Origin of the sequence: Variovorax paradoxus, assembly GCF_009498455.1 — a bacterium.
GTDB classification, from domain to species: domain Bacteria; phylum Pseudomonadota; class Gammaproteobacteria; order Burkholderiales; family Burkholderiaceae_C; genus Variovorax; species Variovorax paradoxus_H.
Genome location: NZ_CP045644.1, coordinates 3,729,089 through 3,752,862 on the forward strand (window position 1 = coordinate 3,729,089; position 23,774 = coordinate 3,752,862).

Consider the following 23,774-nt stretch of genomic DNA (forward strand, 5'->3'; position numbering starts at 1 on the left):
CGGAAACGGCCTGCTGCGGCAGCCCCGTGTGCGGCAGCACTCCGGCGTCGACCGAGCCCGCCGACCTGCCGAAGGGCGCCGTGCTGTTTCGCATTCCCACCATGGACTGCGCGGTGGAAGAGTCCGAGATCCGCCGCGCCCTCGAGCCCGTCGCGGGCGTGAAGGGCCTGCGCTTCCGTCTGGGCGAACGCACGCTGGCCCTCACGACCGAAAACGGCGCACTGCCCGCCGCGCTTGAAGCCATCCGCCAGGCCGGCTTCAAGCCCGAGCCCGTGGCCGCAACGGGTGCGCAGAAGGCGGAGCCCGCGCGCTTCGCCGGCATGTCGACCGGCCTCGCACGCCTCGTCGCCGCACTGGTGCTGGCCATCGCGGCCGAGACCGTGTCGTTTCTCGCGCTCGACGGCGTGGGCTTCATGGCCGCCGAGATGGGGCTCGCGCTCGCGGCCATCGCGCTGGCCGGCCTCGACACCTACAAGAAGGGTTTTGCCGCGCTGGTGCGCGGGCGCCTCAACATCAACGCGCTGATGGCCGTCGCCGTCACTGGCGCTTTCATCATCGGCCAGTGGCCCGAGGCCGCGATGGTGATGGCGCTGTACGCCATCGCCGAGCTCATCGAAGCCCGCGCCGTCGACCGCGCGCGCAACGCCATCCAGAGCCTGCTCGCGCTCGCGCCCGAACAGGCCGAGGTGCGGCAGCCCGACGGCAGCTGGCAGACCGTGCGCGCCGACGCGGTGGCGCTCGATGCGGTCGCGCGCATCCGCCCCGGCGAGCGCGTGCCGCTGGACGGCGTGGTGCTCGAAGGCACCAGCGCCATCGACCAGGCGCCGGTCACGGGCGAGAGCATTCCGGTCGACAAGGCCGCGGGCGATGCGGTGTTTGCCGGCACCATCAACCAGACCGGCGCGCTCGTGTTCCGTGTGACGGCCGTGGCGGCTAACACCACGCTCGCACGCATCATTCACGCGGTGGAAGAGGCGCAGGGTTCGCGCGCGCCCACGCAGCGCTTCGTCGACAAGTTCGCCGCCATCTACACGCCCACCGTCTTCGTGCTGGCGCTGGCCGTCGCCGTGCTCACGCCGTGGCTCATGGACTGGACCTGGGTCGAAGCGATTTACAAGGCGCTGGTGCTGCTGGTCATCGCCTGCCCGTGCGCGCTGGTCATCTCCACGCCCGTCACGGTCGTGAGCGCGCTGGCCTCGGCCGCGCGCCGCGGCATCCTCATCAAGGGCGGCACCTACCTCGAAGAGGCACGCAAGCTCAAGGCCGTGGCGCTCGACAAGACCGGCACCATCACGGAAGGCAAGCCCAAGCTGGTCGAGTCGGTGCTGATCGACAAGGCCGGTGGCGATGAAGGCGCGGTGTACGCACTGGCCGCCAACATTGCGGGCCGCTCCGACCACCCGGTGTCGAAGGCCATCGCCCAAGGCTTGGGTGGGTCGGTCGAAGAAGTCGGCGACTTCACCGCGCTGCCCGGACGCGGCGTGCAGGCCACGCACGCGGGCCAGAGCTACGTGCTGGGCAACCACCGGCTGATCGAGGAGCGCGGCCTGTGCTCGCCGGAACTCGAAGCCGAACTCAAGCGGCACGAAGAAGCCGGTCGCACCGTGACGCTGCTCGCATCGGAGAAGTCGGTGCTCGCGCTGTTCGCGGTGGCCGACACCATCAAGCCTTCGTCGCAGGCCGCCGTGGCCGAACTGCGCGCGCTGGGCGTGACGCCCGTCATGCTCACCGGCGACAACAGCGCCACCGCGAAGACCATCGGCGCGCATGCTGGCATCGACGACGTGCGCGGCAACCTGCTGCCCGAAGAAAAGCTCGACGCCATCCAGGCGATGCAGCAACGCTACGGCGCCGTCGCGATGACCGGCGACGGCATCAACGACGCCCCCGCACTCGCCAAGGCCGACATCGGCTTCGCGATGGGCGGCGCCGGCACCGACACCGCGATGGAGGCGGCCGACGTGGTCATCATGAACGACGACCTGCGCCGCATTCCCGAGACCATCCGCCTGTCGCGCCGCTCGCATGTGGTGCTGTGGCAGAACATCACGCTCGCGCTCGGCATCAAGGGCGTGTTCTTCTTGCTCGCGGTGTTCGGCAGCGCGACCATGTGGATGGCGGTGTTTGCGGACATGGGAGCGAGCTTGTTGGTGGTGGCGAACGGGTTGCGGTTGATGCGGACTGGAAAGCAGGAATAGCGCAGCGGGCGCGAGCGCTTGCCGATCAACGTCTCAGTCGGCACGCCAGACGAGGTGCAGGTCGCCATCCACGAATCCCAGGGACACAGCGCGAGCAGCCTTCAGGCGCGCAGCGCCCGCAGACGGGGCGTCCAGGTAGCGAAGAATCATCTGTGAGATGGCCTGCAGGCCTGCCTCCCAGTCCGGTCCCACCACTTCGCTCGCGATCTCGAAACGTGGCGATGAGGACATGAAGATGTCGTCGCAGGCCCAGTCGGAATCTTCGGGGTCGTAGGTCGGCGCCCCCACGAGTTCGAGGTCGTAAGTCGTCGAACTGTCGTAGAGGTTGAAGTGAAAAGCGGCGATGCCTTCAGGCAGCGGCGCAGAGATGGCGGCATCGATCCAGGTGGCCAGATCGGCGAAGAGAGAGTCGTTCATGAGGCTGAAGTGGCTGGGTTTCCGATCATGCGCATTCGGATTTCTAGCACGGCCACAAGGCGTCTGAACTCACCAGCGCGCCGCCCACGTCTCCAGCGGCACCCGCGCCGCATTGCATACATAGCTCACCGCGTGGTACCACCCCGCGAGCATCATCAGCTCGATGAGTTGCGCGTGGCTCCAGTGCGCGTTCAGGGCTTCCCACAGCGCATCGTCGATGGTGCCGGTGTCGTGCAACTGATCGACCATTGCAATCAGCAATGCGTCTTTCGGCGCCAGCTGTGCAAGGTCCCCATCCATCGACGCCGTCGCGCGCCGCTCGGCTTCACCCAGGCCGGCCGCGTCGGCGAAGCCGGTCCAGTGCACGCCCCATTCGTATTCGGCGCCGCAGCGCGCACAGGCCCGCAGGATGACCAGTTCGCGGTCGCGCAGCTCGATGGCGGCGTGGCGGCCCAGCAGGTAGCGGCCAAGGTCGAGCGTGCGCTCGGCCAGCGCGGGGTTCACGGCCAGCACCTTGAAGAGCGACAGCACCTCGGGCGCCTGCGGCGGTGTCATGCGTTTGAGCAGCGTGCCGATGGCGTCGGGGTAGGGCGGCTCGAGCGGCGCGATCCTCGGGGCCGGGATGGGCAGGGCAGTGGAAGGCACGGTGATTCCTTTCATAGAATGCGGTGGAATCGCTACGGAATGCGTAGCGACCAATGCAGTCTATGGCTACGAAATTCGTAGCGCAAGGCCTGCGTCAACGAGGAAGACACATGGATGACACTGAGGCCTCCGCACCCGCCCCGCGCCGACCCATCATGCGGCTGCTGGAACAACTGGGCCGCAAGGGCACGCTGCGCCTTTTGTGGGAGCTGCGCGACGGCCAGCCGCAGAGTTTTCGGGTGCTGCGCGAGCACGCCGACCAGATGTCGCCCTCGGTGCTGAACGACCGGCTCAAGGAGCTGCGCACAGCCGGCATCGTCACGCTGTCCGATGCGGGCTACGTGCTCACCGAGGCGGGCGGCGAGCTCGTCAAGCGGTTGACGCCGCTCAACCAGTGGGCCGACCGGTGGATCGAGCCCGGAGCGTCGAACTAACATCGAGCGAGTTCTTTCGCCCTCACGGTTTTCCCGCCCATGTCCGTCACCACCCTCCTGCTGCAACTCGTCGTCATCCTCACCACCGCGCGCCTGTGCGGCTGGGTGCTGCGCCATGTGGGGCAGCCGAGCGTGGTGGGAGAAATGGCCGCGGGGCTGATGCTCGGGCCGGCGGTGATGGGCACGCTCTTTCCGTCGCTGCATGTGCAGCTGTTCGCCAAGGAGTCGCTGCAGGGGCTGTCGTCGCTGGCGACGGTGGGGCTGGTGCTGTTCATGTTCGTCGTCGGCCTGGAGCTGCGGGCCACGCGCAACATGCGCGCGCAGCTCAAGGCGGCGGGGGCGGTGGGCGTGCTGAGCGTGGCGGTGCCGGTGGTGCTGGGCATCGCGATCTCGCCGATGCTGCATCCCACCCTCGCACCGGCCGGCGTGGGCTTCTGGCCCTTTGCGCTGTTCATGGCGGCGGCGCTGTCGATCACGGCGTTTCCGGTAATGGCGCGCATCCTGAAAGACCGCGGCATGACGCGCACGCCCTTCGGCCAGCTCTCGCTGAGCGCGGCGGCGGTGGTCGATGTGTTCGCGTGGATCCTGCTGGCCTTCGTGGTCGCGACCATCGGTGCGGGCGAGGGCTATGCCGGGCTGCTCAAGACCTCGGTCGGCGTGGTGGTGCTGCTGGCTTTCCTGTTCTTCGGGCTGAAGCCGGCCTTTGCGTGGCTGCTGCGCGTGAAGGCCCCCGACGGCGAGCCGTCGACCACGCTGATGGCCTCGCTCATGATCGGCCTCCTGCTGTGCGCGCTGCTCACCGAATGGCTGCACCTGCATGCGGTGTTCGGTGCCTTCCTGTTCGGCGCCTGCCTGCCGCGCGACGACCGTCTGCTGCGCTCGCTGAGCGAGCGCATCGAACCCATCTCCATCGTCGTGCTGATGCCGCTGTTCTTCGCGCTCGCGGGGCTGGGCACCACGGCCAACGCGTTCTCGGGCGCGAGCCTGGGCGCGATGCTGCTGATCGTGGGCGTGGCCACCGTGGGCAAGATCGCGGGCGGCGCGGCGGGCGCGCGCATCGCGGGCTACAGCTGGCGCGACAGCCTGGCCACGGGCTCGCTCATGAACGCGCGCGGGCTCATGGAGCTTATCGTCATGAAGATCGGCCTCGACGTCGGCCTGATTGGCCCCGAGCTGTTCACCATGCTGCTGGTGATGGCGCTCGCCACCACCGCGATGACCGGGCCGCTGATGACGCTGTGCATCGGCCGCAAGGCCCGGGTGGCCGGGACGGCGCACGCCGAGTCCTGAGCCCGCACGTCGGCGTTCTCAGCCGTTGCGCCGCACGCTGAAGCCGATGCGCGTCTGCCCGTCCTGGCTCGATGCGAACACCTCGCCGCCGTGCATGCGCGCAATCGCTTCGACGATCGACAGGCCCAGCCCGTGGTGGCGCGTGGAACCGTCGCGTGCCTGTGCCGCGCGGTAGAAGCGCTCGAACAGGCGCGGCAGCGCTTCGGGGGCGATGGGCGCGCCGCGGTTGATCACGGTGACCGTGCTGTGTTCTGCGTCGACGGCCGCGATCTCGATGCGCACCGTCGAGGCCGGTTCGGCAAAGCGGATCGCATTGCCCAGCAGGTTGAACAGGGCGCGACGGATCAGCCCCGCGTCCGCCTCGACCGCACCTTCGCCATGCACCTCGGCGCGCAGGCCGGCCTCGTCGAGCATGGCGTCGTAGAAGTCGATCACGTCGCGCGCCTGGTCTGCCAGGTTCACCTGCGCCTTCGAGCGCGCCGAAGTGCCGCGGTCGGCGTTGGAAAGAAACAGCATGTCGGTCACGATGCCCGACAGCCGCCCCATCTCTTCGAGGTTGGAGGCCAGCACGCCCTGCAGTTCTTCGTTGCTGCGCGGACGCGTCAACGCCACTTCGGTGGAGCCCAGCAGGTTGGCCAGCGGCGTGCGCAGCTCGTGCGCCACGTCGGCGTTGAACGACTCCAGCTGCACGTAGGCGCGCTGCACGCGCATCAGCAGCGCATTGAACTGCGTGATCCAGGGGCGAAGTTCTTCCGCGAAGGCGTCGGCGTCGATGGGCTGGTGAATGCGATCGGGCGTGATGGCCGCGGTGCGCTCGGCCAGCGCCTTCAGCGGCCGCAGCCCGCGCCGCACCAGCCACATGCCGGTGAGCGACACCAGCGCCGTGCCGAGCACCACCGCGCCCAGCAGCGTCCAGGCCAGCCGCTCGAGCAGCCGCGTGTCTTGCGCGATGTTCACGCCCACCTGCACCGAGAGGTTGGTGTGAAAGTCGGCGTGCTGCCAGGGCACGACGATGGCGCGCCGCAGCCAGTGGCCCTGCGGCGGCGGCGTGGACTGGAAGAGCGGCTTGCCGGCGTTCGCGATCGACAAGGTCACGTCGTCCTGCATCGAGAAGAAGTCGTCGAGCTTGTGGCGCAGAAAGACGAGGTCGCCGCCTTTCTCCGCCTCTTTGAGCAGGTGCTGCACGAGCACCGTCTTCTGGTCGAGCGCGTCGCGCTGCTTGGCACCGAAGCTCCAGGCCGTGACGAAGTAGATTGCCAGGCAGATGATGCTCAGGCCGAACAGCGTCTGCGCGGCGAACCAGAACGAGAGCCGGCTTTGGATGGAATGCGGTTTCGGGCTCATGCCCAGGAGCGGTCTTCCAGGACGTAGCCCATGCCGCGCACCGTGTGCAGCAGCTTCACGTCGAAGGGATCGTCGATCTTGCTGCGCAGGCGGCGAATGGCCACCTCGACCACGTTGGTGTCGCTGTCGAAGTTCATGTCCCACACCTGCTCGGCGAGCGTGGAGCGCGACAAGATCTGTCCGCGCCGGCGCAGCAGCACCACGAGCAGCGTGAACTCCTTGGCCGTGAGGTCCAGCCGCGTGCGGTTGCGCACGCACTTGCGGCTCACAAGATCAAGCTCCAGGTCGGCCAGCCGCAGCACCGTCGGCTCCTGCGTCTTGCCGCGCCGCAGCAGCGCCTGCACGCGCGCCAGCAGCTCCGAGAAAGAGAAGGGCTTCACCAGGTAGTCGTCGGCGCCTTGCTGCAGGCCCTGCACGCGGTCTTCGACCTTGTCGCGCGCGGTGAGCACCAGGACGGGCACGTTCTTCGTGCGGCGAATGGCCTGCAGCACGGCAAAGCCGTCGATGCCGGGCAGCATCACGTCGAGCAGCACCAGCGCGTATTCGCCCTCGGTGGCGAGGTAGCGGCCTTCGATGCCATCGCGGGCAATGTCGACGACGTAGCCGTTTTCCTCCAGCCCTTTTTTGAGGTAGTCGCCCAGTTTGGGTTCGTCTTCGATGACAAGAATTCGCATGGTACGGATCGTACCCAATGCCTCTCGGGACGCTGGTTACGATTTAGTAATCCTATTGAAAGACAAAGCGCCGACATGGCGTCGTACAGTGCGCCGGGCCCTCGGTTCGCAGGGCTTTTGTCGCTCGGCGCATCACGCGCCGTCGATATACTTTTGTCAACCATGCGCCGCTGGCTTTTGATTTTCCTGCTGTTCCTCTTGCCTTTCCAGTACAGCTGGGCGGCATCGGCAGCCTATTGCCTGCACGAAGGCGATACCGGAAAAGGCCACTGGGGCCACCACGAAAGCGAGCCGCATGGCACCGACCGCACCCACGCGGGCGACGGCGCCAAGAAAGACAGCACCCGCCAGCCCAACGCAGCGGTCGGCCATTGCATCGTGGCCCACTTCGGGCAGGCCCAGCATGCGGACACCGCCGCCGCGCTGCCGGCCGACGCGCCTGTGGCCTCGCAGGTGCTGCGCGCCGTTTCCACCGAACGCTTCACCTCGCACATCGCCGAAGTGCCGGTGCGCCCCGACGGGTCTCTCGCCGCCTGATTCGGCGAGAGCACCGCACCTTTTCTCTTTTCTGATTTCAACCATCAGCTGAGCGCTTCTCGCCGAATTCGTCCGTCCGTTGTTTTGCAACCCAGGAGAATTCGATGCGCACGCTTTTCGTGCCGCTGGCCGTGTTGGCCTTGGCGGTACCCCCGGCCTTTTCACAGCAGAGCCCGCAGACAGCCGGTCCCTCGTCGTCCCTTTCGGCCGTCGCCCGCACGCTGGAGCCCGAAGGCCCGCTGACGCTGCGCGCCGCCGTTGCGCTGGCGCTGCAGGCCAACCCGGGCCTGTCGGCCGCGCGGCATGAGCAGGCGGCCGCCGACGGTGCCGTCGTGCAGGCCGGCGCCTGGCCCAACCCCACGCTCGACACGCAGCTGGAGGACGTGCGCCGCAACAACCGCACGACCACGCTGCAGCTGAGCCAGCCCATCGAGCTGGGCGGCAAGCGCGCCGCGCGCGTCACGGCGGCCGAGCGTGCGCGCGACCAGGCGGCGTCGGCGCTGTCGGCGCGGCGCGCCGAACTGCGTGCGTCGGCCGTCACCGCCTTCTTCGATGTGCTGACCGCGCAGGAGCGCCTGCGGCTGGCGCAAGACTCGGTGGGGCTCGCGCAGATCGCCACCCGCGCCGCGGCCAACCGCGTGGCGGCCGGCAAGGTGTCGCCGCTCGAGGAAACCAAGGCGCGCGTGGCCGAGGCCGGCATCCGCGTCGAACTGCTGCAGGCCGAAGGCACGCTGCGCGCGTCGCGCCAGCTGCTGGCCGCGCTGTGGGGCAACCCGGCGCCGCGCTTCACGCAGGTGGAAGGCGCGGTCGACCAGCTGCCCGCGCAGGCCGCTGCGCCCGAGGTGGCGCGCCGCCTGCCGGATGCGCCCGTGCTGCGCCAGGCGCGGCTCGAGGTCGAGCGCCGCCGCGCGCTCAGCGACCTGGAACAGGCCCGGCGCATTCCCGACGTGACCGTGTCGCTCGGCGTCAAGCGCGTGCCCGCGTCCGAAGGCGAGGGCGATGCCGTGAGCAGCAGCCGGCGCAACCAGGTGGTGGTGGGCCTGTCGGTGCCGCTGCCGATCTTCGACACCAACCGCGGCAACATCACCGAGGCATTGAGCCGCGAAGACAAGGCGCGCGACGAGCTCGCCGCCGCCGAGCTGCAACTGGGCGCCGACGTGGCGCAGGCCAGCGAGCGCCTGCGCTCCGCGCGCGCCACCGCGCAGACGCTGCAGCGCGACGCACTGCCCGGCGCCGAGACCGCCTACCGCGCCGCCACCAAGGGCTTCGAGTTGGGCAAGTTCAGCTTTCTCGAAGCGCTCGACGCGCAGCGCACGCTGTTCCAGGTGCGCAACCAGTACCTCGTTGCGCTGGCCGACGCGCACCGCGCGGCCGGCGAACTCGACCGCCTGCTGGGCACCGAGGGCGACGACCCCTCCGCGAACGTGCGCTGACGCCACCCCCTGAACCGGATTCCGACCATGACCACACCACACAACCGCACCACGTCCTCCGGCCGCAAGCAGTGGATCGCCATTGCCGCCGTGCTGCTCGCCGGCCTCATCGCCGGCGCGCTCATCTTGCGCACCGCGCCGTCCAAGTCCGCAGCGGGCGGCCACTCGGAGTCCGCCGGCCATGCCGACGGCGAGCATCACGAGGAAGACAAGGGCCACGCCAAGGGCAAGGAAGACGACCACGGCCATTCGCACGACGAAGGCCATGGCGACAAGGAACACCACGCGGAAGAGGGCAAAGAGGCCGGCAAGAACGCAGGCAAGGAAACGCCTGCACCGGCAGAGCCGCAGAAGGCCGCCGCCAACGCCCACAAGGAAGACGAAGAAAAGATTCCCTTCACCGACGAGCAGGTCAAGGCCGCCGGCATCGCGATCGACAGCGTCGGCCCGGCGCGCATCAAGACGTCGCTGCAGCTGCCCGGCGAGATCAAGTTCAACGAAGACCGCACGGCGCACGTGGTGCCGCGCGTGGCGGGCGTGGTCGACAGCGTGTCGGCCAACCTGGGCCAGGAAGTGAAGCGCGGCCAGGTGCTGGCCGTGATCTCCAGCCCCGCGCTCTCGGAGCAGCGCAGCGAGCTGCAGACGGCGCAGCGCCGGCTGGCGCTGGCGCGCACCACGCACGACCGCGAAAAGAAATTGTGGGAAGAAAAGATCTCCCCGCAACAGGACTACCTGCAGGCCGAGCAGGCCATGCAGGAAGCGCAGATCGCCGTCGCCAACGCCAACCAGAAGCTGCTGGCACTGGGCGCCACGCCCGGCTCGTCGGCACTGGGCCGCTACGAGCTGCGCGCACCCTTCGACGGCATGGTGGTCGAGAAGCACATCTCGCTCGGTGAATCGGTGGGCGAGGCGGTCAACGTGTTCACCATTTCCGACCTGTCGACCGTGTGGGCCGAGATCAGCGTGCCCGCGAGCAGCCTGAACCTCGTGCGCGTCGGCGAGGCCGTGACCATCCGCGCCGGTTCCTTCGAGCAGGCCGCGCGCGGCACGGTGTCGTACGTGGGCTCGCTGCTGGGCGCGCAGACGCGCACCGCCACCGCGCGTGTCACGCTCACCAACCCGCAGCGCACCTGGCGCCCGGGCCTGTTCGTGAACGTGGAGCTGGTGGCGTCGGAAACCGATGCGCCCGTCACCGTGTCGGCCGAAGCGGTGCAGACCGTGGACGACCAGCCCACCGTGTTCCTGCGCGTGCCCGGCGGCTTCCTGCCGCAGCATGTGAAGACCGGCCGCAGCGACGGCCAGCGCATCGAGATCGTGGGCGGCCTGAAGCCGGGCGTGGCCTATGCGGCCAGCGGCAGCTTCGTCGTGAAGTCGCAGCAGGGCAAGAGCTCGGCCACGCACACGCATTGAGGACCGACGCATGTTCGAACGCATCATCGGTTTCTCCATCGCGCAGCGCTGGCTCGTGCTGCTCGCCGTGCTCGGCATGGCGGCGCTGGGCGTCTTCAGCTACCAGAAGCTGCCCATCGACGCCGTCCCCGACATCACCAACGTGCAGGTGCAGATCAACACGTCCGCGCCCGGCTACTCGCCGCTCGAAGCCGAGCAGCGCGTGACCTACCCCATCGAGACCGTCATGGCCGGCCTGCCGGGCCTGCAGCAGACGCGCTCGCTGTCGCGCTACGGCCTGTCGCAGGTCACGGTGATCTTCAAGGACGGCACCGACATCTACTTTGCGCGACAGCTCGTCAACGAGCGCATCCAGTCGGCGCGCGAGAGCATGCCGCCCGGCGTGTCGCCGGTGATCGGGCCCATCTCCACCGGCCTGGGCGAGATCTACCTGTGGACCGTCGAGACCGAAGAGGGCGCGAAGAAGGCCGACGGCAAGCCCTACACGCCGACCGACCTGCGCGAGATTCAGGACTGGATCATCAAGCCGCAGCTGCGCAACGTGCCGGGCGTGACCGAGATCAACTCCATCGGCGGCTACGCCAAGGAGTTCCAGATCGCACCCGACCCCGCGAAGCTGCTGGCGCACGGCCTCACGATGACCGACCTGGTCACCGCGCTGGAGCGCAACAACGCCAACGTGGGCGCGGGCTACATCGAGAAGCGCGGCGAGCAGTACCTCATTCGCGCACCGGGGCAGGTGAAGTCGGTGGAAGACATCGGCAACGTGATCCTGGGCAACGCCGGCGGCATTCCGCTGCGCGTGTCCGACGTGGCGGAGGTCGGCATCGGCCAGGAGCTTCGCACCGGCGCCGCCACCGACAACGGCCGCGAGGTGGTGCTGGGCACGGTGTTCATGCTCATCGGCGAGAACAGCCGCACCGTCTCGCAGGCGGTCGACAAGAAGATGCAGGAGATCAACCGCACGCTGCCCGCAGGCGTGAAGGCCGTGACGGTGTACGACCGCACGGTGCTGGTCGACAAGGCCATCGCCACCGTGAAGAAGAACCTCTTCGAGGGCGCGGTGCTGGTGGTGGCCATCCTGTTCCTGTTTTTGGGCAACATCCGCGCGGCCCTCATCACCGCGACGGTGATTCCGCTGTCGATGCTCTTCACCTTCACGGGCATGGTGAACCAGAAGGTCAGCGCCAACCTCATGAGCCTGGGCGCGCTCGACTTCGGCATCATCATCGACGGCGCCGTGGTGATCGTGGAGAACTGCGTGCGGCGCCTCGCGCATGCGCAGGAGAAACACGGCAGGCCGCTCACGCGCGGCGAGCGCTTTCACGAAGTGTTCGCGGCCTCGCAGGAGGCGCGCCGGCCGCTGCTGTTCGGCCAGCTGATCATCATGATCGTGTACCTGCCGATCTTTGCGCTCACGGGTGTCGAGGGCAAGCTGTTCCACCCGATGGCGTTCACCGTGGTGATTGCGTTGCTGGGCGCGATGATCCTGTCCATCACCTTCATCCCGGCCGCCGTGGCGCTGTTCATCGGCAACAAGGTTTCTGAGAAGGAAAACCGCCTCATGGTGTGGGCCAAGCGCGGCTACGCGCCGCTGCTGGCGCGCGTGATGAATGCCAAGCCGCTGGTCATCACCGCCGCCGCCGTGGCCGTGGTGCTGTCGGGCCTGCTGGCCACGCGCCTGGGCACCGAGTTCGTGCCCAGCCTCAGCGAGGGCGACTTCGCGATCCAGGCGCTGCGCATTCCGGGCACCAGCCTCACGCAGTCGGTCGAGATGCAGAAGCAGCTCGAGCGCACGCTGAAAGACAAATTCCCCGAAATCGAGCGCGTGTTCGCGCGCACCGGCACGGCCGAGATCGCGTCCGACCCGATGCCGCCGAACATCTCCGACGGCTACATCATGCTCAAGCCCGAGAGCGAGTGGCCCAAGCCCAAACGCACGCGCGACGAACTGCTGGCCGCCGTGCAGGAAGAGGTCGAGAAGCTGCCGGGCAACAACTATGAGTTCTCGCAGCCCATCCAGCTGCGCTTCAACGAGCTGATCTCCGGCGTGCGCAGCGACGTGGCCGTGAAGATCTTCGGCGACGACATGGACGTGCTCAACCAGACGGCCGCCCAGGTGTCGGCCGCGCTGGGCAAGGTGCCCGGCGCCGCCGAGGTGAAGGTGGAGCAGACCACCGGCCTGCCGATGCTCACCGTGAACATCGACCGCCAGAAGACCGCACGCTATGGCCTCAACGTGGGCGATGTGCAGGACACCATTTCCACCGCCGTGGGCGGGCGCGAGGCCGGCACGCTGTTCGACGGCGACCGCCGCTTCGACATCCTCGTGCGGCTGCCCGAGACGTTGCGCACCGACCTGGACGCCATTCGCCGCTTGCCGATCGCGCTGCCGAAGGGCGCGGGGGGCGCGGGCGGCGAGGGCGTGCGCACCAGCTTCATCCCGCTGGGCGAAGTGGCCACGCTAGCCCTCGCGCCCGGACCCAACCAGGTGAGCCGTGAAGACGGCAAGCGCCGCATCGTCGTCAGCGCCAACGTGCGCGGTCGCGACCTCGGCTCCTTCGTGGCCGAGGCCGAGGAGGCCATGCGCGCCGTGCGCATTCCGCCGGGCTACTGGACCGTGTGGGGCGGCCAGTACGAGAACCTGGCCTCGGCCACGCAGCGCCTGCAGGTGGTGGTGCCCGTGTCGCTGCTGCTGGTGTTCACGCTGCTGTTCGCGATGTTCGGCAACCTGAAGGACGGCCTGCTCGTGTTCACCGGCATTCCGTTTGCGCTCACGGGCGGCATCGTCGCGCTGTGGATGCGCGGCATTCCGCTGTCGATCTCGGCGGCCGTGGGCTTCATTGCGCTGTCGGGCGTGGCCGTGCTCAACGGGCTGGTGATGATCTCTTTCATCCGCAACCTGCGCGAGGGCGGCCTGCCGCTGGACGAGGCCATTCGCGAAGGCGCGCTCACGCGGCTGCGTCCGGTGCTCATGACCGCGCTGGTCGCGTCGCTGGGCTTCGTGCCCATGGCCATCGCCACCGGCACGGGTGCCGAGGTGCAGCGCCCGCTGGCCACCGTGGTCATCGGCGGTATCCTGTCGTCGACCGCGCTGACGCTGCTGGTGTTGCCGCTGCTGTACCGCATCGCGCACCGGCGCGATGAAGACGAGGTGCAGGAAGCCGACGCCGAGCAGCAACACGGCGCACCGCTCGATCCCGCCCTGCGAGGTTCCCATGGCCCATGAGCATTCACATGCCGTAAGTGGCAATGAAAAGGCGCTGCGCTGGGCGCTGGCGCTGACCTCGGCCTACCTCGTCGCCGAGGTGATCGGCGGGCTGGTGTCGGGCAGCCTCGCGCTGCTGTCCGACGCGGCCCACATGGCCACCGACACCGTGGCGCTCGCCATCTCGCTGGCCGCCATCTGGCTGGGCAAGCGGCCGGCCGACAAGCGACGCACCTTCGGCTACTACCGCTTCGAGATCCTGGCGGCCGTGGTCAATGCGGTGCTGCTGTTCTTCGTCGCGATCTACGTGCTCTACGAGGCGTACCGGCGCATCGCGCAGCCGGCCGAGATCCAGTCGATGACGATGCTGTGGGTTGCAGTGGGCGGCCTCGTCGTCAACCTCATCGGCATGCGCCTGCTGGCCAGCGGCAAGGACAAGAGCCTCAACGTGAAAGGCGCGTACCTCGAAGTGTGGGCCGACATGCTCGGCTCCATCGGCGTGATCGTCGGCGCGCTCGTCATCCGTTTCACCGGCTGGGCCTGGGTCGATTCGCTCATCGCCGTCGCCATCGGCCTGTGGGTGCTACCGCGCACCTGGCGCCTGCTGCGCGAGAGCCTCAACGTGCTGCTCGAAGGCGTGCCCGACGAGGTCGACCTGCCCGAGGTCGAGCGCGCGCTGCAGGCCGAGGCGGGCGTCGCCGGCCTGCACGACCTGCATGTGTGGGCACTGTCCAGCGGCAAGGTGAGCCTGAGCGTGCACGTGGTGTGCACGCCGGAGGTGGGCGACCTTGTGCCGCTGATGCTGCGGCTGCGTGCGCTGCTGGCCGAGCGTTTCGACATCCACCATTCGACGGTGCAGGTGGAGCGCGTGCCTTGCGAGCAGGCGGGGGAGCGCCATGGGTTCGGGCCTGCGGTGACTGCTGTGGGTTGACGAGCGCGCAGGCAAGCCACCAAAGAAAAACGCGACAGTCGCACGGGGCGGCTGTCGCGTTCTTGGGGGCGGCGCGGTGTTTGCGCCGTGCTGCGGGCTTACATGATGGTCACGTGGACCTTGTCCTCGATCAGCAGCTCGGCGGTGCCGGCGAGGTTGGTGTAGACGCTGTAGGTCACGCCGCCCACCGTGGCATTGCTGCCCTGCGCCCATCCGTCGTTGCCGCCGCGCAGGTCGACATCGCCGTTGGCGCCGTTGACGAGCATCTGCACCTTGCCGTCGGCGGTGACCATGTCGCGCACGCCACCGGCGAGCACGTCGCTCGCGCTCAGCGCCAGCGTGTTGCCGCCTGCACCGAGGTCGAACTTCTCGAAGCCTTGCACCTTCATGCCCAGGGCCGACAGGTCGATGTGCATCGACTTGCCGTCCATCACCAGCGTGTCGATGCCCAGGCCGCCGTCGAGGCGTTCGAAGTCGCCGCTGTTGATGCGGATGGTGTCATTGCCCGCGCCGCCATGCACCACGTCGGCAGTGCCGACGGTGGTGAAGGTGTCATTGCCGGCGCCGCCTTCGAGTCGGTCAGCGAAGCCGAGCCTGGCGATGAGGGTGTCGTCGCTGTCGGTGTACGTCTGCGTCGCGTGGTCGAGCACGTAGGCTTCTGCTTCGGGGTTGACGTGGAACGTGCCAGCCCCTGTGTTCTGCAGCGTGACGGTCACGCCCTGCTGCACGAGCAGGTCGGCGCCGAAGCCCGAATGCGCATACACCTCGTACACCACACCGTTGATCGTCACGTTGGCGCCCTTGACCCAGTTGCCCGGGTCGGTGCCGTTGGGCAGCAGGTCGCTCAGCGTGACCTTGTCGCCGGCATTGCCCTTGACAAGCATCTGCACGCGGCCGTCGTCGACGAACAAGTTCTTCCCGCCGTTTTCCAGAACGTCGGCCAGAGACAGCTTGAGCGTGTTGTTGCCCGTGCCGGTGAGGTCGATGATTTCGACGGAGCTGACCTTGCCCCCGAGCGCGGTCAGGTCCAGCGTCTGGTTGGTGCCGGTCAGCTTCAGGGTGTCGAGGCCGCCGTTGCCGGAGATGGCCGAATCGGCCAGGTGCGCGACGTTGGTGACGACGAATTCGTTGTTGTCCGAGCCGCCGTGCAAGGTGCCTGCTGATGCCTCCGTCAGGGTTTGCTCCAGCGGCGGTTCCTGGGGGATGCCGGCGCCATTCCAGCTCAGGTCGCCGATCAGGATGGCCTCGTTGACTCCCGGAGCCGTTCCACTGTCCAGGGCGAAGACCTTGACATAGGCAATGGGCGTCTCGGAGGAGAACTCGATTTTCCCCAGCGGGGTCGGCGAGCCCGTGTTCAGGAGCATGTTCTTCGTGCCCAGCAAAACGCCTTCTGCCGAATAGAACTCGACCTTGCCGAAGGGCGCGCTGTGCGTGTTCGCGTATTCGATTTGAACCCATTTGGAAGCGGTAGGGATTTCGAATTTCACGATGCCGTTGGGCGAGAGAAAAAGCCGCGACCCTTCAAAGGGTTCGACGAAGCCTTCCATTACTTCAATTGCGACCCCGGCGGAGGTCGTGTGCAAGCCCCCCGTGTTGATCTTGGGCAGATTGTCCAGCGAATCCTTTGCGGGGAAAGATTGCGACGTGTAGGGCGATGAATTGCCTGCGGGATCGACGATGGCCACCGAGACAGGGGACTGGTTCAGTGGCACTTCCCCCGCTTGCAAGTTGTCGAGAGCATAGCCGCCGTCATAGTCAAAGGTGATGTGTGTTGCGAAATGATCGATTTTTGTTCCAACGGGGGCTATGAAGGATATTTTTCGAAAATCTGACGGTTCGATCATTTCGATATTAATTCGTCCAATTTCTGCTCCGGACGCATCATAAAACCGGACATCCCCCTTGAGAAGATAGGCTGCTATGGTGAAGGAAACATACTCTTTTCCATTTGAAAATTGATATTTAATCGGAGCAAGTGTCGGACCTGCAGCTGCAAGATAGGATCCTTCCATTCCTTTGTAGGATGGCTCAATTGTGTCTCGAATTGCAAGAAGGCTGTATGGGTAGTTCTGTGAAACTGTCAGATCACCCACGGTGATGGAACTCACATATCCATTGAGCGGAAGCCCGTCGAAGGTGGTTTTCGACAGCGATCCGGAATCCGCAACAAACACCTTTCCGGCAGCAATATCCGCAGCCGTCAGTGCGTAATCGAAATGATCGCCACGCAGCACAAGGCTGAGCTTGTGGCCCACAGTCACATTGGCCGGATCGAATCGAATTTCTACGCCGCCAGTGACCACAGTCACCGAAGTCGGCGCGCCAGGCGCCACGGTGTCCATCGCCATCGCCTGTGATTCCACCGGGCCCGCATTGCCCGCCTCGTCCACGACGCGCGTCTGCACCGCCCAGTCGCCGGTATGGCTGTTGTCGTCCTGCGCGCTCCACTTGTTGCCGTCCACGAAGGCCGTCGTCCAGGTGGTGCCGCCGTCGGTCGACACCTGCAGGGTGTCGCCTGCTGCCAGCGATGCACTCAGGGTGCCCATCATCAGGCGGCCTGCGCCGCCGTTGTTGGTCAGGTAGTCGTCCACGCTGAAGCCGCTGTCCTTGCCGATGTCGACGAGCTCGGCGGTTTGCGTCGGTGCCACGGTGTCCACCACGAAGTTCCAGGCAGCGCTGGCGTCGCTGGTCTGGCCCACGGGGCTGGTGGAGGTGGCGGTGATGTGGTGCGCGCCATCGATGAGGTTGGCCTTGGGCGTGAAGCTCCACTTGCCGTTGGCGTCGGCCACGGTCTGGCCCAGGAAGGTGGCGCCGTCGTAGAGCTCGACGGTGTGGTTGGCCTGCGCGGTGCCCGCCAGCGTCGGCTTGGTGTCGTTGGTTTCTTCGCCCGGCTGCAGCATGTGCGGCGTGCCCACGTCGTCGAACACGCTGTCGATGACGGGAGCGCTCGGCTTGTCGGTGTTCACGTTGACCGTGTAGCGGCCGGTGGGCACGGTCTCGTTGCCCGCTCTGTCTGTCTCGACGAGCATGAAGGTGTTCAGGCCCGCGGCCAGCGGCGAATCGACCTGGAAGGTCCAGTGGCCGTTCTCGCCAATGGCGGCCTGGCCCAGTGCACGCTCCCCCGAGGCGTCCTTGACGATCACGGTGACGGTGTGGCCGGGCGTGCCGGTGCTGATGCCGCTGAGCAGCGGACGCGTGTCGTCGGTGGTGGCGTCGGGCATGACGTTGCCGGTGATGCCGCCCACGGCGTCCAGCACGCCGGTGACGGCCAACAGGCTGGCGTTCGGCGGGGTGACGTCGATCTCGAAGTTGAACGGGGCCGAAGCGGCGCTCTCATTGCCCGAAGGGTCGCGCGCGACGAGGGTGATGGCGTGCAGGCCCTCCGTCAGGTCGGTCGAGGGCGTGAAGCTCCAGCTGCCATCGGCTTCCACGGTGGCGGTGCCGATCTCGGTGCCGTTGTCCTTGATGAGGATCGTGTCGCCGGGCGTGCCCAGGCCGTGGAAGCCGGGCTGGCGGTCGTCGGTGACGCTGCCTGGCGCCATGGTGTTCTGGATGTCGCCCGCATCGTCGAAGGCACCGCTCAGGGTGGGGGGCTGCGAGGCAAAAGTCTGTGCGCTTGCGCTTCTTGCGTCGTCAATGTTCTCGGATGCCATGAAATTCCTGTGCTCTGAATGAGGAAACAAGACCGGATCGGCGTGCGAATGCGCACGGCGCGATCAAACAGTCGGGGGGATGGAGCACTCTAGGAAGAACACCTGTGCAAAGCCATCGGCCAAGTCCCAAACGTAAGTGCAAGGAAATAAGCCGGTACTGAAAGCACAAACAAAAACGTCGGCGACGTCACAAAGGAGAACGAAGCCTGTGTTCGACGCGCGCACAGGTGTGGCGGAGGGAAGGGGGATCAAAAAAAACGCGACAGCTGCACGGGGCGGCTGTCGCGTTCTTGGGGGCGACGCGGTGTTCGCGCCGTGCTGCGGGCTTACATGATGGTCACGTGAACCTTGTCCTCGACCAGCAGTTCGGCGGTGCCGGCGAGGTTGGTGTAGACGGTGTATGTCACATCCCCCACCGTGGTGTTGCTGCCCTGGCTCCAACCATCGCTGCCGCCGAGCAGATCGACGTCACCGTTGGCGCCGTTGACCAGCATCTGCACCTTGCCGTCGGCAGTGACCATGTCGCGCGCACCGCCAGCCAGCACGTCAGCCGCGCTCAGCGCCAGCGTGTTGCCGCCCGCACCGAGGTCGAACCTCTCGAAGCCCTGCACCTTCATGCCCAGGGCCGACAGGTCGATGTGCATCGACTTGCCGTCCATCACTAGGGTGTCGATGCCCAGGCCGCCTTCGATGCGGGTGAAGTCGCCGCTGTTGACGCGGATGACGTCGTCGCCTGCACCACCATGCACCACGTCGCTCGTGCCCACCTGGGTGAAGGTGTCATTGCCAGCGCCGCCTTCGAGTCGGTCAGCGAAGCCGAGCCTGGCGATGAATGCGTCATCGCTGTCGGTGTACGTCTGCGTCGTGTGATCGAGCACGTAGGCCTCAGCTTCAGGGTTGATGTGGAACGTGCCAGCCCCTGTGTTCTGCAGCGTGACGGTGACGCCCTGCTGCACGAGCAGGTCGGCGCCGAAGCCCGAATGCGCATACACCTCGTACACCACACCGTTGATCGTCACGTTGGCGCCCTTGACCCAGTTGCCCGGGTCGGTGCCGTTGGGCAGCAGGTCGCTCAGCGTGACCTTGTCCCCGGCATTGCCCTTGACCAGCATCTGCACGCGACCGGTGGCTACGAACTGGTCGACGGCACCGTTTTCCATCACGTCACCTAGCGACAGGTTGAGCATGTTGTTGCCCGTGCCGGTGAGGTCGATGATTTCGATGCCGCTGACCTTGCGGCCGAGGTCCGTCAGGTCGAGGATCTGGTTGGCGCCGGTCAGTTGGAGCGTGTCGAGGCCGCCGTTGCCTGCAATGGCCGAATCGGCCAGGTGCTTGACGTCGGTGACGGTGAACACGTTGTTGTCCGAGCCGCCGTACAGGGTGCCAGCCGATGCCTCGGTCAGGGTCTGCGATGCAGCCGGATTCTTCAGGCCTTCGCTGTCCCGGTATTGCGAGGCATTGCCAGCGGGGTCTACGATTGCAGCTGAAATTTCGGTAGACGCCAAAGGCCTTCCGATTTGGAAATCATCAATTGCCGAGCTATTCGAATCGCGTTCCGATGTAAATACAAACCCGCCAATCTCCGAGCCAATTGGGGCCGAGAATTGAATAATCTGAAATAGTTCGGGGAATTTGGAGTGATCCAGAACACGAATGCTTCCAATATTATTTCCTGCAACGTCATAAAAAACAATTTCACCCAGTCCATCGTGTCCACCCAAGTTGAATGACACATAGTCTTTTCCCTTTGAGAATTCGAATGTCGTTTTATAATGAGTCGAGCTTGTGCTACGGCCAAGAAGAAGCGAATTTCCCGTAGTTCCAAAGGAAGGTGTTCCGTCAGGGGTTTTATAACCAGAGAGGCCATCTTGACTGGTGATTTTCAAATCGCCCAAAGTTACTGACCCTACTGGTTGACTGGAGATGCTGTTGAAATTCAAAAAAGTCGGACTGTTCGGATTCGAAACAATCACCTTGCCCGCTGCAATATTCGATTCCGTCAAGATCTGATCGATATATTTATCGCCAAACTTCACGCTGATCTTGTGCCCTGCAACAACATTCGTCGAATTGAATTGAACCTCCACTCCACCACTGCTCACAACAACCTTGGTCGGAGCGTCAGGCGCCACGGTATCCATCGCCATCGCCTGTGATTTCACCGGGCCCGCATTGCCCGCCACGTCCACGACGCGCGTCTGCACCGTCCAGTCGCCGGTATGGCTGTTGTCGTCTTGCGCGCTCCACTTGGCGCCGTCCACGAAGGCGGCCTTCCAGGTGGTGCCGCCGTCGATCGACACCTGCAGGGTTTCGCCCGCGGCCAGCGATGCGCTCAGTTGGCCCATCATCAGGCGTCCTGCGCCCCCGTCGTTGGTCAGGTAGTCATCGGCGCTGAAGCCGCTGTCCTTGCCGATGTCGGTGACAGTGGCGGTCGGCCTGTTCAGGTCCACCGTCAGGTCGAACACCCCCGTCCTGGCGCTCTCACTGCCGCCCGCCGGGGTCACCGTGGCGCTCAGGTTGTGCAGCCCTTCGCTGAGTGCGGTGCCCGGCGTGAAGCTCCACTTGCCGCTGGCGTCGGCCACGGCCGAGCCCAGCAGCGTGGCGCCGTCGTACACCTTCACGGTGCCGCCCGCAGCCGCCTTGCCCTGCAGCGTGGGGGTCGTGTCGTCGGTGAAGCCACCCTTGTCGATGGCGCCGGTGATGGCGCCCACGTCGTCCAGCACGCGGTCGATGGTGATCTGCAGTGTCACGGTCACGCCCTGCTGCACCAGCAGGTCGGCCTTGAAGCCCGAGTGCGCGTACACCTCGTACACCACGCCGTCGATGGTCACGTTGGCGCCCTTGACCCAGTCGCCCGGGTCGGTGCCGTTGGGCAGCACATCCAGCAGAGACACCGCATCGCCCGCATTGCCCTTGACCATCATCTGCACGCGACCGTTGGCGACAAACTGATCGACCGCGCCGTTCTCCAGCACCTCGGCCAGCGACAGCGTGAGTGCGTTGTTGCCCGTGCCGGTGATGTCGATGATTTCGATGGCGCTGACCTTGTGGCCGAGCGAGGTCAGGTCGAGCACCTGGTTGGCGGCGCTCAGCTTGAACGTGTCGAGGCCGGCGTTGCCCGACAGGGCCGAATCGGCCAGGTGCTTGACGTCGGTCACGGTGAACACGTTGTTCTCCGAGCCGCCGTGCAAGGTGCCCGCCGATGCATCGGTGAGGGTCTGGTATTGCGCCGAAGTGGAAGATTGGCCGCCTCCGCTCCACGTCAGGTCGCCGAGAAGGATCGCGTCGCTCACGCCGGGGGAGGTTCCGGCATCCAGGCTGTAAACCTTGATGTAGGCGATGGGGGTCTGCGAGGAGAGCCCCAGTTTCAGCATCGGATCGGGCGAACCCGGGCTGTAGAGCATGTTCTTCGTGCCCAGCAAGACGCCTTCTGCCGAGTAGAACTCGACCTTTCCGAAAGGGGCCGCGTGCGTGTTGCCGTACTCGATCTCGACGAATTTCGCGGGGTCGGGGAGCTTGAAGTTGACGATGCCCTTGGCCGAGAGATACAGGTGGGTTGCATCAAAGGGTTCTATATAGCCATAGACCATTTCAATTGCGACGCCGGTGCTGGTCGTGTGCTGCGGCGTTTCCACGCTGATCTTCGGAAGGTTGTCGAGCGTCTCCCTGCCCTGGAAAGGCGGCGAGATATAGGGCGATACGTTGCCCGCGGCATCCGAAATCGCCACGGAAAGACCACCCGCATCCTGCGGCGTGAAGCCGGGGATCAACACCTTGCCGGCCGCAATGTCGGCCGCGGTCAGCGCGTGGTCGAAATGATCCTCTCGCACGATCAGGCTGACCTTGTGACCCACGGCCACGTTCGCAGGGTTGAACCGAACCTCCACGCCTGCACTGCTCACCGTGACCTGGGTCGCCGCGACGGGTGCGGCGGTGTCCATCGCCATCGCCTGCGATTGCACCGCGCCCAGGTTGCCGGCCGCGTCGATGACGCGCGTCTGCACGCTCCAGTCGCCGGTGTGGCTGTTGTCGTCCTGCGCGCTCCATGTGTCGCCGGCCACGAAGGCCGCCTTCCAGGTCTGGCCGCCGTCGGTCGAGACTTGCAGCGTCTCGCCGGCGGCCAGCGCTGCCGACAACTTGCCCTGCAGCAAACGCCCGGCGCTGCCGTCGTTGGTCAGGTGGTCGTCGGCGTCGAAGCCGCTGTCCTTGCCGATGTCGGTGACGGTGGCGGTCTGCGTCGGTGCCGTCGTGTCCACCACGAAGTTCCAGGCGCTGCTGGCATCGCTGGTCTGCCCCAGCGGGTTGGTGGACTCGGCGGTGATGTTGTAGGCACCGTCGGTCAGCGCGGTCAGGGGCGTGAACTCCCACTTGCCGTTGGCGTCGGCCACGGCTTGGCCCAGGAAGGTGGCGCCGTCATAGAACTTGACGATGTGGTTGGCCTGCGCCGTGCCCGCCAGCGTCGGCTTCGCGTCGTTGGTTGCTTCGCCAGGCTGCAGCATGTGCGGCGCGCCCACGTCGTCGAACACGCTGTCGATGACGGGAGCGCTCGGCTTGTCGGTGTTCACGTTGACCGTGTAGCGGCCGGTGGGCCAGGTCTCGTTGCCGGCTCTGTCCGTCTCGACGAGCATGAAGGTGTTCTGGCCCGCGGCCAGGGGTGAATCGACCTGGAAGGTCCAGTGGCCGTTCTCGCCGATGGTGGCTTGACCCAATTCGTGCGTGCCGGTGCTGTCCTTCACGATCACGGTGACGGTATGGCCGGGCGTGCCGGTGCTGATGCCGCTGAGCAGCGGACGCGCGTCGTCAGTGGCTGCGCCCGAGAGCACGTTGCCGGTGATACCGCCCACGGCGTCCGTGACGCCGGTGACGGCCAGCTTGCTGGCGTCCGGTGGGGTGACGTCGATCTCGAAGTTGAACGGGGCCGAAGCGGCGCTCTCATTGCCCGAAGGGTCGCGCGCGACGAGGGTGATGGCGTGGAGGCCCTCGGCCAGGTCGATAGACGGTGTGAAGCTCCACAGGCCGTTGTCGCCCACCAGAGCCCGGCCGATCTCGGTGCCGTTGTCCTTGATGAGGACCGTGTCACCGGGCGTGCCCAGGCCGTGAAAGCCGGGCTGGCGGTCGTCGGTGACACCGCCTGGCGCCATGGCGTTCTGGATGTCGCCCGCGTCGTCGAAGGCACCGCTCAGGGTGGGGGTCTGCGAGGCAAAAGTCTGCGCGCTTGCGCTTCGTGCCTCGTCAATGTGCTTGTTGTTCTTGTTGTCGTCGACGACGACATTCGTGTTCTCGGATGCCATGAAATTCCTGTGCTCTGAATAAGGAAACAAGACCGGATCGGCGTGCGAATGCGCACGGCGCGATCAAACAGTCGGGGGGATAGAGCACTCTAGGAAGAACAGCCGAGCGAGGCCATCGGACGAGTCTGAAAGCCAAGCTTGGAGGAATAAGGCGGCGCTGAAAGTGAGAGAAAAGTCTCATTCGAGACAGTGGATGGATGCCGGGAAGCGCAGGAAAAGGCGAGGCATCCGCGGGACGCCGCGCCCGCAAGCACCAAAGAAAAACGCGACAGCTGCACGGGGCGGCTGTCGCGTTTTTTTCATCCGACG

General features: G+C 66.2%; 14 protein-coding genes. 8 read left to right on the top strand and 6 right to left on the bottom strand.

Annotated elements, in window-relative coordinates; all coding sequences use genetic code 11:
• Positions 1–26: 26 nt before the first annotated feature.
• Entirely contained in the window at positions 27–2,198 is a 2,172-nt protein-coding gene (locus GFK26_RS17040; protein WP_228121670.1) for a heavy metal translocating P-type ATPase, read from the top strand.
• A gap of 33 nt (positions 2,199–2,231) precedes the next feature.
• Here GFK26_RS17040 and GFK26_RS17045 read toward each other — a convergent pair whose 3' ends face one another.
• Positions 2,232–2,615: a hypothetical protein gene (locus GFK26_RS17045; protein ID WP_153282997.1), complete on the bottom strand. Its 384-nt coding sequence runs from the start codon at positions 2,613–2,615 to the stop codon at positions 2,232–2,234.
• Between the two features lie 69 nt (positions 2,616–2,684).
• Positions 2,685–3,260 (bottom strand): carboxymuconolactone decarboxylase family protein, encoded by a 576-nt coding sequence (locus tag GFK26_RS17050; protein ID WP_228121671.1) that lies wholly within the window; start codon positions 3,258–3,260, stop codon positions 2,685–2,687.
• Between the two features lie 110 nt (positions 3,261–3,370).
• Here GFK26_RS17050 and GFK26_RS17055 point away from each other — a divergent pair, with 110 nt between their 5' ends.
• Complete coding sequence (locus GFK26_RS17055; RefSeq protein ID WP_153282999.1) at positions 3,371–3,694, top strand: winged helix-turn-helix transcriptional regulator; 324 nt, start codon at positions 3,371–3,373, stop codon at positions 3,692–3,694.
• Positions 3,695–3,733: 39 nt separating this feature from the next.
• Entirely contained in the window at positions 3,734–4,984 is a 1,251-nt protein-coding gene (locus tag GFK26_RS17060) for a cation:proton antiporter (RefSeq protein ID WP_153283000.1), read from the top strand.
• 18 nt (positions 4,985–5,002) lie between these two features.
• Here GFK26_RS17060 and GFK26_RS17065 read toward each other — a convergent pair whose 3' ends face one another.
• The gene (locus GFK26_RS17065) at positions 5,003–6,328 is read right to left on the bottom strand and encodes a heavy metal sensor histidine kinase (RefSeq protein ID WP_153283001.1); all 1,326 of its coding nucleotides are present in this window, start codon (positions 6,326–6,328) and stop codon (positions 5,003–5,005) included.
• Positions 6,325–7,002, bottom strand: coding sequence for a heavy metal response regulator transcription factor (locus GFK26_RS17070; protein WP_099791124.1), 678 nt, complete (start codon positions 7,000–7,002; stop codon positions 6,325–6,327). Before GFK26_RS17070 ends, GFK26_RS17065 begins: the two co-directional genes overlap by 4 nt.
• A gap of 162 nt (positions 7,003–7,164) precedes the next feature.
• On the opposite strand from GFK26_RS17070, the gene GFK26_RS17075 reads away from it, so the two are divergent.
• From GFK26_RS17075 to GFK26_RS17095, 5 genes are all read left to right on the top strand, one after another.
• Positions 7,165–7,539 (top strand): hypothetical protein, encoded by a 375-nt coding sequence (locus GFK26_RS17075; protein WP_153283002.1) that lies wholly within the window; start codon positions 7,165–7,167, stop codon positions 7,537–7,539.
• A gap of 104 nt (positions 7,540–7,643) precedes the next feature.
• A complete protein-coding gene (locus GFK26_RS17080) occupies positions 7,644–8,972 on the top strand; it encodes a TolC family protein (protein ID WP_153283003.1) in 1,329 nt (442 codons plus the stop codon).
• Positions 8,973–8,999: 27 nt separating this feature from the next.
• Complete coding sequence (locus GFK26_RS17085) at positions 9,000–10,382, top strand: efflux RND transporter periplasmic adaptor subunit (protein WP_153283004.1); 1,383 nt, start codon at positions 9,000–9,002, stop codon at positions 10,380–10,382.
• Between the two features lie 10 nt (positions 10,383–10,392).
• The gene (locus GFK26_RS17090) at positions 10,393–13,611 is read left to right on the top strand and encodes a CusA/CzcA family heavy metal efflux RND transporter (RefSeq protein ID WP_153283005.1); all 3,219 of its coding nucleotides are present in this window, start codon (positions 10,393–10,395) and stop codon (positions 13,609–13,611) included.
• Entirely contained in the window at positions 13,601–14,521 is a 921-nt protein-coding gene (locus tag GFK26_RS17095; protein ID WP_153283006.1) for a cation diffusion facilitator family transporter, read from the top strand. The genes GFK26_RS17090 and GFK26_RS17095 overlap by 11 nt, the downstream gene beginning before the upstream one ends.
• A gap of 98 nt (positions 14,522–14,619) precedes the next feature.
• Here the strand turns inward: GFK26_RS17095 and GFK26_RS17100 are convergent, their stop codons facing one another.
• Both GFK26_RS17100 and GFK26_RS17105 read right to left on the bottom strand, forming a co-directional pair.
• A complete protein-coding gene (locus tag GFK26_RS17100) occupies positions 14,620–18,174 on the bottom strand; it encodes an Ig-like domain-containing protein (protein ID WP_153283007.1) in 3,555 nt (1,184 codons plus the stop codon).
• Between the two features lie 326 nt (positions 18,175–18,500).
• The gene (locus GFK26_RS17105; RefSeq protein WP_153283008.1) at positions 18,501–23,465 is read right to left on the bottom strand and encodes an Ig-like domain-containing protein; all 4,965 of its coding nucleotides are present in this window, start codon (positions 23,463–23,465) and stop codon (positions 18,501–18,503) included.
• Between the last annotated feature and the right edge of the window lie 309 nt (positions 23,466–23,774).

Bases quoted from the DNA above. Each gene is read 5' to 3' on its own strand.
- GFK26_RS17045 (WP_153282997.1), bottom strand. From the start codon at position 2,615: ATGAACGACTCTCTCTTCGCCGATCTGGCCACCTGGATCGATGCCGCC.
- GFK26_RS17055 (WP_153282999.1), top strand. From the start codon at position 3,371: ATGGATGACACTGAGGCCTCCGCACCCGCCCCGCGCCGACCCATCATG.
- GFK26_RS17060 (WP_153283000.1), top strand. From the start codon at position 3,734: ATGTCCGTCACCACCCTCCTGCTGCAACTCGTCGTCATCCTCACCACC.
- GFK26_RS17065 (WP_153283001.1), bottom strand. From the start codon at position 6,328: ATGAGCCCGAAACCGCATTCCATCCAAAGCCGGCTCTCGTTCTGGTTC.
- GFK26_RS17070 (WP_099791124.1), bottom strand. From the start codon at position 7,002: ATGCGAATTCTTGTCATCGAAGACGAACCCAAACTGGGCGACTACCTC.
- GFK26_RS17075 (WP_153283002.1), top strand. From the start codon at position 7,165: ATGCGCCGCTGGCTTTTGATTTTCCTGCTGTTCCTCTTGCCTTTCCAG.
- GFK26_RS17080 (WP_153283003.1), top strand. From the start codon at position 7,644: ATGCGCACGCTTTTCGTGCCGCTGGCCGTGTTGGCCTTGGCGGTACCC.
- GFK26_RS17085 (WP_153283004.1), top strand. From the start codon at position 9,000: ATGACCACACCACACAACCGCACCACGTCCTCCGGCCGCAAGCAGTGG.
- GFK26_RS17090 (WP_153283005.1), top strand. From the start codon at position 10,393: ATGTTCGAACGCATCATCGGTTTCTCCATCGCGCAGCGCTGGCTCGTG.
- GFK26_RS17095 (WP_153283006.1), top strand. From the start codon at position 13,601: ATGGCCCATGAGCATTCACATGCCGTAAGTGGCAATGAAAAGGCGCTG.
- GFK26_RS17100 (WP_153283007.1), bottom strand. From the start codon at position 18,174: ATGGCATCCGAGAACATTGACGACGCAAGAAGCGCAAGCGCACAGACT.
- GFK26_RS17105 (WP_153283008.1), bottom strand. From the start codon at position 23,465: ATGGCATCCGAGAACACGAATGTCGTCGTCGACGACAACAAGAACAAC.